Annotated in this window: 11 protein-coding genes and 1 tRNA gene; 8 read left to right on the forward strand and 4 right to left on the reverse strand. The window is 58.5% G+C overall.

All coding sequences use genetic code 11. The features are described 5' to 3' along the window. On the reverse strand, positions 1-282 hold the full coding sequence (locus tag ACX3YD_RS16785; protein ID WP_458960544.1) for a hypothetical protein: 282 nt from the start codon (positions 280-282) through the stop codon (positions 1-3). 252 nt (positions 283-534) lie between these two features. Here ACX3YD_RS16785 and ACX3YD_RS16790 point away from each other — a divergent pair, with 252 nt between their 5' ends. Further along, complete coding sequence (locus ACX3YD_RS16790; RefSeq protein WP_458960545.1) at positions 535-1,488, forward strand: DUF5655 domain-containing protein; 954 nt, start codon at positions 535-537, stop codon at positions 1,486-1,488. Between the two features lie 74 nt (positions 1,489-1,562). Here ACX3YD_RS16790 and ACX3YD_RS16795 read toward each other — a convergent pair. Continuing rightward, positions 1,563-1,639, reverse strand: a tRNA-Arg gene (locus tag ACX3YD_RS16795). Between the two features lie 350 nt (positions 1,640-1,989). Between ACX3YD_RS16795 and gabD the strand changes: the two genes are divergently transcribed. From gabD to ACX3YD_RS16810, 3 genes are all read left to right on the forward strand, one after another. Beyond that, the gene (gene gabD, locus ACX3YD_RS16800) at positions 1,990-3,432 is read left to right on the forward strand and encodes an NADP-dependent succinate-semialdehyde dehydrogenase (RefSeq protein WP_103406563.1); all 1,443 of its coding nucleotides are present in this window, start codon (positions 1,990-1,992) and stop codon (positions 3,430-3,432) included. 197 nt (positions 3,433-3,629) lie between these two features. Beyond that, positions 3,630-4,910: a 4-aminobutyrate--2-oxoglutarate transaminase gene (gene gabT / locus ACX3YD_RS16805; RefSeq protein ID WP_103406562.1), complete on the forward strand. Its 1,281-nt coding sequence runs from the start codon at positions 3,630-3,632 to the stop codon at positions 4,908-4,910. 135 nt (positions 4,911-5,045) lie between these two features. Next, complete coding sequence (locus ACX3YD_RS16810) at positions 5,046-6,260, forward strand: HDOD domain-containing protein (RefSeq protein ID WP_458960546.1); 1,215 nt, start codon at positions 5,046-5,048, stop codon at positions 6,258-6,260. Positions 6,261-6,311: 51 nt separating this feature from the next. On the opposite strand, the gene ACX3YD_RS16815 is transcribed toward ACX3YD_RS16810, so the two are convergent. After that, the gene (locus ACX3YD_RS16815; protein WP_458960547.1) at positions 6,312-7,301 is read right to left on the reverse strand and encodes a GGDEF domain-containing protein; all 990 of its coding nucleotides are present in this window, start codon (positions 7,299-7,301) and stop codon (positions 6,312-6,314) included. A gap of 150 nt (positions 7,302-7,451) precedes the next feature. Then, positions 7,452-8,636 (reverse strand): delta-9 fatty acid desaturase DesA, encoded by a 1,185-nt coding sequence (gene desA / locus ACX3YD_RS16820; protein ID WP_103406559.1) that lies wholly within the window; start codon positions 8,634-8,636, stop codon positions 7,452-7,454. Positions 8,637-8,781: 145 nt separating this feature from the next. On the opposite strand from desA, the gene dibA reads away from it, so the two are divergent. The 4 genes from dibA to cysT all read left to right on the forward strand — a co-directional run bounded on the left by dibA (position 8,782) and on the right by cysT (position 13,299). Then, the gene (gene dibA / locus ACX3YD_RS16825) at positions 8,782-10,701 is read left to right on the forward strand and encodes a phosphodiesterase DibA (RefSeq protein WP_458960548.1); all 1,920 of its coding nucleotides are present in this window, start codon (positions 8,782-8,784) and stop codon (positions 10,699-10,701) included. Between the two features lie 285 nt (positions 10,702-10,986). Next, positions 10,987-11,169 carry a sulfur starvation response protein OscA gene (oscA, locus tag ACX3YD_RS16830; RefSeq protein ID WP_028943833.1) on the forward strand — a complete coding sequence of 61 codons (183 nt, stop codon included), beginning with the start codon at positions 10,987-10,989 and terminating at the stop codon, positions 11,167-11,169. Between the two features lie 142 nt (positions 11,170-11,311). Next, positions 11,312-12,325, forward strand: coding sequence for a sulfate ABC transporter substrate-binding protein (locus ACX3YD_RS16835; protein ID WP_103406557.1), 1,014 nt, complete (start codon positions 11,312-11,314; stop codon positions 12,323-12,325). Positions 12,326-12,480: 155 nt separating this feature from the next. Further along, on the forward strand, positions 12,481-13,299 hold the full coding sequence (cysT, locus tag ACX3YD_RS16840; RefSeq protein ID WP_198132605.1) for a sulfate ABC transporter permease subunit CysT: 819 nt from the start codon (positions 12,481-12,483) through the stop codon (positions 13,297-13,299). Positions 13,300-13,301 lie beyond the last annotated feature (2 nt).

The raw sequence follows: 13,301 nt of genomic DNA on the forward strand, positions 1-13,301 counted from the left end.
TCAGACCGTACAGCGTGGGGCCTGGTTTTTCAGCCACTGGGTAATCTCATCGGACAATCCCACCCACGCGCCTTCTCCCTGAAGGCGCGTGATCAGCAGCCCATCGTCCCAATCCAGAGCCGTCTGAAGATTGTCCCGGACCTGAACGGAGGTCTGATCGGTGACAATGATCCAGCTGGACTCCAAGGCATGGCACCACGTGCCGTAGGCCTTGATCCGCTCATACAGGGACGGATAGTCACGTTGTTTACGCAGGTCGTAGCTGATTTGGTAAAGTTTCATGGCTTTAGCTTTCCTAACGGGTCAGTTATGGCAATCGCGGCAGGCTGCAACCTGCCGCACCCCCAATTTTTCTCTGTAGAGCTTCTACTTGATTGGTGGCGACTCAATATCGCTCCGAAATATTCTGTCGTCAATGGTTATTTCCCAATAGAAGCTCTATGGAGTTTTGCTTTTGCTAGATGAAAGCTTCAAAAGAAAGCCCCGAATCATAGCGTTGGGGCTTTTTTGTATGGATCTGGCCGATTACGGCAGGTGCTGACGGTTAACAAAGGGACATGTATGAGCGATATCCAGCTCTTTCGTTTGAATGCCGGCAACGGTGCCTGTGAATTACCCGGTCGCGCTGCGGCGGTTGAAAAACAGCTACAGAGCTTGATCGAGGCTCAGATGCAAACGTTCCTCGGCGTGCGCTTTCTCGCGACCGAGTACGCCACGGGGAAGACCCACAAAGGGCGCATCGACTCGCTGGGGCTCGACGAAAATGGCTGCCCGGTCATCATCGAATACAAGCGTCACAGCAACGAAAATGTGATTAATCAAGGCCTGTTCTATCTCGACTGGCTGCTGGATCATCAAGCCGAGTTTCGCTGGTTGGTGATGGAAAACCTGGGTAAAGAAGCCGCCGAGCAAATCGAGTGGAGTGGTACGCGGCTGCTCTGCATAGCCGCCGATTTCACCCGTTACGATCAGCATGCGGTGCAACAGATTCAGCGCAACATCGAGCTGATCCGCTACAAGCTATTCGCCGATGACCTGTTGCTGCTTGAATTGGTCAATGCGGTGAGTGTGGTGGCTACCTCCGCTGCGCCCAAGTCCATCGGGATTGAAGCGGATAAGCCGACACCTGCAGGCAAAGACAAGACATGGCAGGAGCAACTTTCTCAGGCGACTTCGGACATTTCGGTGCTCTTCGAGCAGACCACCAGCTACCTGCATTCTCTCGGGGATGACGTGCAGGAAAAACCGCTGAAGGTCTACGTCGCATTCCGTCGTCTGAAAAATTTCGCCAGCTTGGTCGTCCAATCCAAACGCTTACAGCTTTATCTCAAGCTCAATCCCGATTCCGTCGAGCTGGTCGAGGATTTCAGTAGTGATGTGCGCACTATCGGCCACTGGGGTACTGGCGATTTGGAGTTGAGCCTGCGTACTCAGGCCGATCTGGAAAGGGCCAAAGTGTTGATTGAGCGAAGCTACCAAGAGAACTAGTGAATTGATCTGGCTTACCGCACCCACAAAAAAGCCCCAGACCTTACGGCCTGAGGCTTTCTCGTTTCTATAGATGGTGCACCAGGCGGGATTCGAACCCACGACCCCTGCCTTCGGAGGGCAGTACTCTATCCAGCTGAGCTACTGGTGCAGCGCGGGCGCCATGATACTCATATGCACTGCGGGCGTCCATGCTGCTGAATCGCCTGCGTTTTTCCAAAGCGTAACCTGCCTTTGTTACGTTGATCAGAAAATCGCAGCAAAAAAGACGTTTTCGTTCTTTTTTTCGAACGCCCTATTGTCCTTTAACCCCTTTGATCCTAGGATTCGTTTGAGATTTCAAACGCTCTTGTCTGGGTGCTGAACCGCACGAATTCAATACGTGCGCTATTTATGTGCTTCAGCCCGGTGAATGATTTCCCTGACGGCAGCCTACTGAGGCGCCTTTCTACAATCATAATTTGCTCCGCGTATCGCGCGGTGCTGTTAAGGAAAGCCGACATGCAGCTTAAAGACACCCAGTTGTTCCGCCAGCAAGCCTTCATCGATGGCGCTTGGGTTGATGCGGACAATGGTCAGACGATCAAGGTCAACAACCCGGCAACGGGCGAAATTCTGGGTACTGTGCCGAAAATGGGCGCTGCCGAAACCCGCCGTGCAATCGAAGCTGCTGACAAAGCGCTGCCGGCCTGGCGTGCACTGACCGCCAAAGAGCGTGCGAACAAGCTGCGTCGTTGGTTCGAACTGATCATCGAGAACCAGGACGACCTGGCTCGCCTGATGACCCTGGAACAAGGCAAGCCACTGGCCGAAGCCAAGGGCGAAATCGTTTACGCCGCTTCCTTTATCGAGTGGTTCGCCGAAGAAGCCAAGCGCATCTACGGTGATGTGATTCCGGGCCACCAGCCAGACAAGCGCTTGATCGTGATCAAGCAGCCAATCGGCGTGACCGCTGCCATCACCCCGTGGAACTTCCCGGCCGCAATGATCACCCGTAAAGCCGGCCCGGCCCTGGCCGCCGGTTGCACCATGGTGCTCAAGCCTGCTTCGCAAACGCCGTTCTCCGCGTTCGCCCTGGCTGAATTGGCCCAGCGTGCCGGCATCCCGGCTGGTGTGTTCAGCGTGGTTTCCGGCAGCGCCGGCGACATCGGTACCGAGCTGACCAGCAACCCGATCGTGCGCAAACTGTCCTTCACCGGCTCGACCGAAATCGGTCGTCAACTGATGGCCGAATGCGCCAAGGACATCAAGAAGGTTTCTCTGGAACTGGGCGGCAACGCTCCGTTCATCGTGTTCGACGACGCGGACCTGGATAAGGCCGTCGAAGGCGCGATCATTTCCAAGTACCGTAACAACGGTCAGACCTGCGTCTGTGCCAACCGCCTGTACATCCAGGAAGGTGTTTACGACGCTTTCGCCGAGAAGCTGAAAGTGGCCGTGGCCAAGCTGAAGATCGGCAACGGTCTGGAAGCCGGCACCACCACTGGCCCGCTGATCGATGAAAAAGCCGTGGCCAAGGTGCAAGAGCACATCGCTGACGCCGTTGCCAAAGGCGCCACCGTGCTGTCCGGCGGCAAGCCGATGGAAGGCAACTTCTTCGAGCCGACCATCCTGACCAACGTGCCGAACAACGCGGCCGTGGCCAAGGAAGAAACCTTCGGTCCATTGGCGCCGCTGTTCCGTTTCAAAGACGAAGCCGACGTGATCGCGATGTCCAACGACACCGAGTTCGGTCTGGCCTCGTACTTCTATGCGCGTGACCTGGGTCGTGTGTTCCGTGTGGCTGAAGCCCTGGAATACGGCATGGTCGGCGTCAACACCGGGCTGATCTCCAACGAAGTCGCGCCATTTGGCGGCATCAAGGCCTCGGGCCTGGGCCGTGAAGGCTCCAAGTACGGCATCGAAGATTACCTGGAAATCAAATACCTCTGCCTGGGCATCTAAGCTCGAGGGCATAAGCCCGGCAAGGCATTGCTTCAAACGCAAAGGGCACGAGAGCGCTGTTCCTTTGCGTGCTTCAAACGGAATTTTCTCTGTGGCGGGGAAAGCTGTGGCAGTCGATCATCGCATGCTGCCGAAGTTGCCTCCTCGCTGCCTGATCCTTGAACCACGCCGACCGATGAGCGGCGAATGAGGAATGTATGAGCAAGACTAACGCTTCTTTGATGGCCCGCCGTACCGCTGCTGTTCCACGTGGCGTAGGCCAGATTCACCCGATCTTCGCCGAGTCCGCGAAGAACGCTACCGTGACCGACGTTGAAGGTCGCGAGTTCATCGACTTCGCCGGCGGTATCGCCGTACTGAACACCGGTCACGTGCACCCGAAAGTCATCGCCGCCGTGACCGAGCAACTGAACAAGCTGACCCACACCTGCTTCCAGGTACTGGCCTACGAGCCGTACGTGGAACTGTGCGAAAAAATCAACGCCAAGGTGCCAGGTGATTTCGCCAAGAAAACCCTGCTGGTCACCACCGGTTCCGAAGCCGTGGAAAACGCCGTGAAAATCGCTCGTGCCGCCACTGGCCGTGCCGGCGTGATCGCCTTCACCGGCGCCTACCACGGTCGCACCATGATGACCCTGGGCCTGACCGGTAAAGTCGTGCCTTACTCGGCCGGCATGGGTCTGATGCCAGGCGGTATCTTCCGCGCGCTGTACCCGAACGAACTGCATGGCGTGAGCATCGACGATTCGATCGCTTCCATCGAGCGCATCTTCAAGAACGACGCCGAGCCGAAAGACATCGCCGCGATCATCATCGAGCCTGTACAGGGTGAAGGTGGTTTCTACGTCGCGCCGAAAGAATTCATGAAGCGTCTGCGTGCCCTGTGCGACCAGCACGGCATCCTGCTGATCGCTGACGAAGTTCAGACGGGCGCTGGCCGTACCGGTACGTTCTTCGCCATGGAACAGATGGGCGTCGCTGCCGACCTGACCACTTTCGCCAAATCCATCGCTGGCGGCTTCCCGCTGGCCGGTGTGTGCGGCAAGGCCGAATACATGGACGCCATCGCTCCGGGCGGCCTGGGCGGCACCTACGCCGGTAGCCCGATCGCTTGCGCCGCTGCCCTGGCCGTGATGGAAGTGTTCGAAGAAGAGCACCTGCTGGACCGCTGCAAGGCCGTCGGCGAGCGTCTGGTCACTGGCCTCAAGGCCATCCAGGCCAAATACCCTTCGGTGATCGGCGAAGTCCGTGCCCTGGGCGCAATGATCGCTGTTGAACTGTTCGAAAACGGCGACAGCCACAAGCCGAACGCTGCCGCTGTGGCATCCGTTGTGGCCAAGGCTCGCGACAAAGGCCTGATCCTGCTGTCCTGCGGCACTTACGGCAACGTTCTGCGCGTCCTGGTACCGCTGACTGCTCCGGACGAACAACTGGACAAAGGTCTGGCGATCATCGAAGAATGCTTCGCTGAGCTCTGATCGCCAAGTGTGACTTGATCGACAAAAAACCCGCTTCGGCGGGTTTTTTCATATCTGCCAGAACAGATACCACGTATTGATACTATTCGAAGGAGCGGCATTGGATAAGGTTCGAGCATTGTCAGGGAGCGCTGTATGACAGCTGTCATTTTACCCGCGGTTCCGAGAGTACTGATCGCTGAGGCCGACCCTTGGTCCCGTGATCTGCTCAAGGAAGTGTTGTTGAACGTTCGCTGTGACGCACGACTGGATCTGTGCGCCGACGGCCAGCAGGCGCTGGAGCTGCTGGCGGCCCACCCTTACGATCTGGTGATCGTCGACTGGGAATTGCCCGGTGTCGATGGCCTGAATGTGTTGCGCAGTGTTCGCCAGCGCAAACGCAACCCGCCGTTGCCATTCATCCTGATGAGCAGTCGCAACGACAGCGCCAGCGTACGCGAGGTCTTGCCGCTGGCGCCTGCCGCCTACCTGACCAAGCCGTTGAACATGGAAAGCCTGACTCAGCGCTTGCACGGATTGCTGCTCGATGCGGGGGAAGAGGTGTCGTGCGAAGTGCCGGCGCTGGCGCCGGGCATAACCCTGTCTGTATTCCTGGAGCGTCGTCGTGAATTGTCCGAGGGCGCGCCGCTGATGACCGACGTGCAGTTGGCGGTCAAGCGGAGCCTCAATCCTGACGGTCTGGACTTGGCGGTGCTGGAAGACGAGATCCGCACAGACCCGCAGGTCACGGCGGTTCTGATCGCAGCCGCCAACAGCGCGGCCCAGCATCACGGCGCACCTGTACAAACCCTGTCGCAGGCGCTGCACCGACTGGGTACCGGGCAAAGCATGAACCTGATTCTCGGCCTGGCCCTCAAGCGCAGTGCACGGCTCAGTGATCCGTCCCTGTCGGACTACGCCGAGCGTTATTGGGACTTGTCGTTGCACACCGCCGAATACGCACGAACGCTGGCGCGCTTGCTCGATCTGGATCAGGCGCGATGCTATTGCGCGGGCATGTTGCATCGGCTCGGCGATCTGGCGTTGTTGCGTTGTTTGCAGGAATGGAAGCAGGCCGGTGGCGAACTGGACGAGCAAGAGGCGGTTGGCGAGGCGTTGGCCGAATTCAGCGCGGCCTACGGTTCGGCGCTGCGTACCCGCTGGCGATTGCCGCTGGAGCTACGAGAGCTGATTGCCGCGACCTACCAGCTCGGTGGCGGTGTCTATTCCCGCGAAGCGCTGGTGATGAACATGGCGGCGCAGCTGGCGCGCCTGAGTGAGCATGAGGGGCTTGAGGACCTGGCCAAGAGCCGTACGGCGCGCCTGCTCAAGATCGGTTTGCCGGAGTTGGTACGCCTGCGCAAAAAATAAGGCTTCACCCAAGCCCTGCAGGAGCTGGCAAGGCAGTTCCTGGAAGGGTATTCAGGCCGTCACTATCCGGTTCTTGCCCTCACGCTTGGCCTGATACATCGCTGCATCCGCGCGGGCAAACAGGCTATCCACACTTTCGTCCCCGGCGACAAGGCTGGTCAGCCCCTGACTGACGGTGATGCCAAACGTCTGGCCGTCATGCTTGAAGCTCAAACGCTGGATCTCCCTCTGCAGTCGTTCAGCCACTTGCAGGGCCATGTCCGGCGTGCAGCCCGGGAACACCGCCGCGAACTCCTCACCGCCAATGCGCCCGAACAGATCGCCACGGCGCAACGCTGCTCGACCGCTCTCCGCGATACGCTGCAGGACGTTATCGCCTTCCTGGTGACCATAAGTGTCGTTGATGATTTTGAAGTCATCGATGTCCAGCATCAGGAAGGACAACGGTGTCCCTTGTTGACGTGCGATTTCGAATTCCTGATGAGCGCCTTCGAAGAAGTGGCGACGATTGCTGCTCTGGGTCAGGGCGTCGGTGGTGGCCAGGCGTTGCAGCTCGGTTTCCATTTGCTTCTTGTCGGTGATGTCTTCAGCGATGCCAACGATGATGACCGGCTGCCCTGGCTCGGCCTGGCGGTTCATGAAGCATTTGTCGCTGAGCCAGCGCACTTGGCCGTCGGCGGCAATGATCCGGTATTCGCGGTCTTCGATCGCGCCTTTTTCCAGCACGTCCGCCAGGCTGCGCTCGGCATATTCCAGATCGTCGGGGTAGATGCTGTCACGCCAGTGGTTGTAGTCGGACAGCAGCAGGTCGGCGGAGCGCCCGAAAATCCGCTCATAGGCCGGGCTGACATACAGCACCTGGCGGGTTTCCCAGTTGAATGCCCAGAGCACGGCATTGACACTCACCAGCAGGGTGCTGAACAGCTGTTCGCGTTCGCTCAGTCGCGCCACTTCACCTTGGGCATGCATCAGCGCCAGCAGGGTTTGCGCGGCCTCGGGCCATTGCGAAGGGGATGGGTCTTCTTGGTTTGTAATGACCATGGGTACACATCTCAAAGGGCGTGCGCCGCTTTGGATTCGAAAGCGGCCACAACGAAGCCTGCCTGGGTGGCGAAGTGTCTTTGAGAGGGAGGATTTGAAGCGAAGTTCCGAAAGGTGCGCCCTGGTTAGGGGGCGCACCGATCAATGGCGTCAGGCAGCGGTCGGGCGCAGGGAGTAGGTTTTGAGTTGGCCGGCGAAGTCACGCAGGGATTGAATCCCGCTGGCTTCGGCTTCGTGTACCCAATCCTTGATGGCGGCCAGCATGTCGTGACCATTGGAGCTGGTCTTGACCCAGATCTGCTGCAAGGCCAGGCGTTTTTCGTAAATGACCTTCAGCGCCTGGCTGTGCTCGAGCATGTTCTGGATGCGGACATGGTGTTTGTCGTCCAGCAGGCTGGTTTCGCGCGAAAGCAAGCGCTTGGCGCGGTGGAACTGGTGGCGGACCGAGTGATCGACCTTTTCCAGCTCCTGCTTGACCAGCGGCCCGATCACCAGTTTGCGGTACTGGGCCATGATCTGGAAGCGGTTGTTGAGGATCGCCATGGCGGTGTCCATGTCCAGGTGGCCTTTGCCTTCGACACGATGGGCAATCGGCGCGACCCGCTGGACCTTGGCCAGACGCAGGAAGCTGAACACTTGAATCCAGGCCCAGCCCAGATCGAACTCCCACTTCTTCACCGACAGTTTTGCCGAGTTGGGGTAGGTGTGATGGTTGTTATGCAGTTCTTCACCGCCGATCAGGATGCCCCAGGGCACCAGATTGGTCGCCGCGTCACGGCATTCGAAGTTACGGTAGCCGATGGCATGGCCCAGGCCATTGACCACGCCGGCGGCCCATACCGGGATCCACATCATCTGGATGGCCCAGATGGTGATGCCGATGGTGCCGAACAGCAGCAGGTCGATGACGGCCATGATCGCCACGCCCAGCAGCGGGAAGGGGGTGTAGAGATTGCGCTCGATCCAGTCTTCGGGGCAGTTCTTGCCGTAGATGCGCAGGGTCTCGGGGTTTTCCGCTTCGGCGCGGTACAACTCGGCGCCTTTGCGCAGAACAGTGGACAGACCCTTGATGACCGGGCTGTGCGGGTCATCGACGGTTTCGCATTTAGCGTGATGCTTGCGGTGGATAGCGGTCCACTCGCGGGTGTTCTGCGCCGTGGTCAACCACAGCCAGAAACGGAAAAAATGTTTCAGGCCGGCATTCAGCTCAAGCGAGCGATGGGCTGAGTAACGGTGCAGATAGACCGTGACGCCGACGATTGTCACGTGGGTCATCAGCAGGGTGACTGCCACCAATGACCAGGGCGACAAGCCGAGAAAACCTTCGTACCACATAGGCTATAGGGCCCTCGATATAGAAAAAACAGCCGTTGCATTATCACTAAGCCCGCAGAGAAAACCAGTCGCTCTTTCGGATATGAGTGGCTGGATGTGACTTTGCCCTATAATCCCGGTTTTTTGCAGGGATATGGAAAGCCTAATGTCTGCCAGCTATCGCTATGCCGTGCGTGCAGCGCTGCTTTACCTCTTGCTTTCTATGATCTGGCTGCAGTTCAGTAGCCATTTATTGAACAGCTTCTTCGATAGTTCTGCCGAGCTTTCGCGATGGCAACTGATCAACGGTTATGTTTGGGTGGTGATCAGCGCCGGGTTTATCTTCATTGCCCGGGCGCGATTGCTTCGTTGTCTCGGCATCGGCGCCAAATTGCGTGAGCGCAGCGAAGATCGGGAGCGATTGCGTCAAGCCGCCGCCGTATTCGATTGCACCCGCGAAGGGGTGTTGGTCACCAATCACGATGGATTGATTGTCCATGTGAACCGGGCTTTCATCCAAATCACCGGTTATCAGAGTGAGGAAGTGCTGGGGCAAAGGCCCAGCCTGTTCAAGTCCGGGCGCCATCCGGCCGCTTTCTACCAGGCGATGTTCGCGACACTCCAGAGCAAAGGCGAGTGGAGCGGGGAAATCTGGAACCGTCGCAAAAGCGGCGAAATCTATCCGCAATGGCAGACGATTCGTCTCATTCATGATGATCAGGGGCGGCTAAGCCATTTCGTGGCAGTGTTTTCCGACATCAGCGCGATCAAGAACTCTGAACACGAACTGATTCGCCTGGCGCACCACGATCCATTGACCGATCTGCCCAACCGCTTGCTGTTCACCGATCGCACCCAGCAGGCATTGACTTCGGCGCAGGCTCAAAAGCGCGGCTGTGCACTGCTGATGGTCGATCTGGATCACTTCAAGATGATCAACGACAGCCTCGGGCACACCATCGGCGATCACATGCTCAAAGCGGTGGCGGAGCGTCTTGCGGCGATGTTCGGGCCGGGCATTACGCTGGCACGGCTGGGGGGCGATGAGTTTGCGGTGCTGGCCGAGAGCTGTCCGCAATTGGTCCAGGCTGCGGCGCTGGCGCAGCGGATCATCGATGGCCTCAAAGAGCCGTTCCTTATCGACGAGCACCAGCTGTTCATCAACACCAGCATCGGTATCAGCCTGTTTCCCGGCGATGCCTTGAGCGCTGAGCAATTGTTGCGCAACGCTGACTCGGCGCTGTTCAAGGCCAAGAGCGCCGGCCGCAATGGCTATGCCCTCTACACCGAAGAGCTGACCGCCCACGCGCAACAACGGGTCGAGCTTGCATTCGAGCTGCGCCGCGCGCTGGAGCAGCAGCAATTGCGGGTTTACTACCAGCCGGTCCATGACATGCCAACCAGCCGTATGATCGGTGTCGAGGCGCTGGTGCGTTGGGAGCATCCGGAGCGCGGATTAGTGTCGCCGGCAGAGTTCATTCCCGTCGCCGAGCGCACCGGGCTGATTGCCGAAATCGACGCCTGGGTCATGCGGCAAGCATGTCAGCAAATGTGCCAGTGGCAACAAGCTGGCGTGGCCTTGTCGTTCGTCGCGGTTAATGTCTCATCGCGCCTGTTCGCCCGCCGTGAGCTGTATCAGCAAGTGGCTCAGGTGTTGCGCGACACCGGGCTGGACCCGGCCTATCTGGAACTGGAGGTCACCGAGAGCGCGGTGATGGAAGACCCGGAGGTCGCGCTTGAGCAAATGCACCGATTGCGCGAATTGGGGGTGCGCCTGGCCATCGATGACTTCGGCACCGGTTATTCGTCGCTGCTGCGACTCAAGCGCCTGCCGGTGCAGAAGCTCAAGATCGATCAGGGTTTTGTCGCCGGGCTGCCGGGGGACGAAGACGACGGAGCCATTGTGCGGGTGATCATTGCCCTGGCGCACAGCATGGGAATGCAGGTGCAGGCCGAGGGGATCGAGCAGGTCGAACAGGCGGCGCTCCTGCTTGAGCTTGGCAGCCATCTGGGCCAGGGGTATTGGTTCGGGCGGCCGGTGCCTCCCGGACAACTGAATTGGGCGCATGCACCGGCAATCGGTTAAGCGTCTGTTGCGCAAAACCTGTAGGAGCGAGCTTGCTCGCGATGGTGGCAGGAGCGCCGCGTTCATCCAGGCCGTCCTGGTTTTCATTCGCGTCCATCGCGAGCAAGCTCGCTCCTACGGAATTCCCTTCCCCCGCAAGTCCTTGCCGCATCAAATAATGTCTTTTGGTTATATAAACATTCTTAAATAGTCTTTTTAAGAATATCTGCGCCTCTCTACTATTGGTCTCACGCCGCAAGCAGTGCCGCCACTGCCAGGCAACCTCTCAGTCGAAGGAGCAGCACCATGAGCGCATCTCTACGTAGCGTTGACGGCCAGGACGAAGCAACCATCCTGCGTGAAATCCAGAGCGCCCTGCGCGATCTGCGTTTTGGCGCAGTGGAAATCACCGTCCACAACGCCCAGGTGGTTCAGATCGAACGCAAAGAAAAATTCCGCCTGCAGAACCCGGGAAACAAACCGGGCTGAAGCGAAAAATCAAAAGATCACAGCCTGCGGCAGTTCTAGCGGGGGATTGTGCGGGAGCTGCCGCAGGCTGCGATCTTTGAGCAAGCATCCGATTCCAGATCATAAAAAAAGCCAATATCCAAGAATTCCAGGAGCTTTCACCATGTCGTCGATTCGTCAGTTCGCTTTGGCCGCCCTGGCCAGTGCCCTTTTTGCGGGTTCTGCGGTTGCCAAGGATTACGAGTTGCTCAACGTGTCGTACGACCCGACCCGTGAGCTGTATCAGGACTACAACGCCGAGTTCATCAAGTTCTGGCAGAAGGACCATGCTGGCGACACCGTGAAGATCCAGCAGTCCCACGGTGGTTCGGGCAAGCAGGGTCGGGCGGTGATCGACGGTTTGCGCGCCGACGTCGTGACCCTGGCCCTGGCCGGTGATATCGATGAAATCGCCAAGCTTGGCAAGACACTGCCCGTCGACTGGCAAAAACGCCTGCCGGAGGCGAGCACGCCTTACACCTCGACCATCGTGTTCCTGGTGCGCAAGGGCAACCCTAAAGGCATCAAGGACTGGGGCGACCTGGTCAAGAACGACGTATCGGTGATCACACCGAACCCGAAAACCTCCGGCGGTGCACGCTGGAACTTCCTCGCGGCCTGGGCCTACGGCCTGAAAGCCAACGGCGGCGACGAAGCCAAAGCCAAGGAATACGTGCAAACCCTGTTCAAGCACGTGCCTGTGCTGGACACCGGTGCTCGCGGTTCGACCATCACCTTCGTCAACAACGGTCAGGGTGACGTGTTGCTGGCCTGGGAAAACGAAGCCTTCCTGGCGCTGAAAGAAGATGGCGGCGCCGACAAATTCGACATCGTCGTGCCTTCGCTGTCGATCCTCGCCGAGCCTCCGGTCGCCGTAGTCGACAAGAACGCCGAGAAAAAGGGCAACGAGCAGATCGCCGAAGCCTACCTCAAGCACCTGTACAGCCCGGCCGGCCAGGAAATCGCGGCGAAAAACTTCTATCGTCCACGGGACAAGGATGTCGCCGCCAAGTACGCCAATCAGTTCCCGAAACTGGAGCTGGTCACCATCGATAAAGATTTTGGCGGCTGGAAAACCGCGCAACCGAAATTCTTCAACGACGGTGGCGTGTTCGACCAGATTTACCAGGCGCAGTAATCTGACTGACAACGAGCCTGATGTCTGGGCACGAAACATGTGAGGGCGAGCTCGCTCGCGAAGGCGGTGTATCAGGCGATTTGGATGTTGACTGATATGGCCTCTTCGCGAGCAGGCTCGCTCCCACATTGATGCGTTTTTAACCAAGGACTTTTATGTCGCGTCGTATCTCCCCCGTCATACCCGGCTTCGGGCTGACGCTGGGCTACACCTTGGTGTACCTCAGCCTGATTGTGCTCATACCACTGGCGGCGATGTTCGTACACGCCGCTCAACTCACCTGGGATCAGTTCTGGGCAATCATCTCGGCGCCACGGGTGCTGTCGGCGTTGAAGCTCAGCTTCGGCACCGCGCTGTACGCCGCGATTATCAACGGCATCATCGGCACGCTGCTGGCCTGGGTGCTGGTGCGCTATACCTTCCCCGGGCGCAAAGTCATCGATGCAATGATCGACTTGCCGTTTGCATTGCCCACGGCCGTGGCCGGTATTGCGTTGACCGCGTTGTACACCCCCACCGGTCTGGTGGGTCAGTTCGCAGCGGATCTGGGGTTCAAGATCGCCTACACCCCCCTCGGCATCACCCTTGCCCTCACTTTTGTGACACTTCCATTCGTAGTACGTACCGTACAACCTGTACTGGCTGATATCCCTCGCGAAGTGGAAGAAGCGGCGGCGTGCCTGGGAGCAAAACCGTTACAGGTTTTCCGCCATATCCTGTTGCCGGCACTGCTTCCTGCCTGGCTCACCGGTTTTGCCCTGGCCTTTGCCCGTGGGGTCGGCGAGTACGGTTCGGTGATTTTCATCGCCGGCAACATGCCGATGAAAACCGAAATCCTGCCGCTGCTGATCATGGTCAAGCTTGACCAGTACGATTACACCGGCGCTACCTCCATTGGCGTATTGATGCTGGTGGTTTCCTTCGTCCTGTTGCTGCTGATCAACTTGCTGCAGCGCCGCATCGAAACCCCATAAGG

It is taken from the genome of Pseudomonas fluorescens group sp. PF-1 (assembly GCF_054481335.1).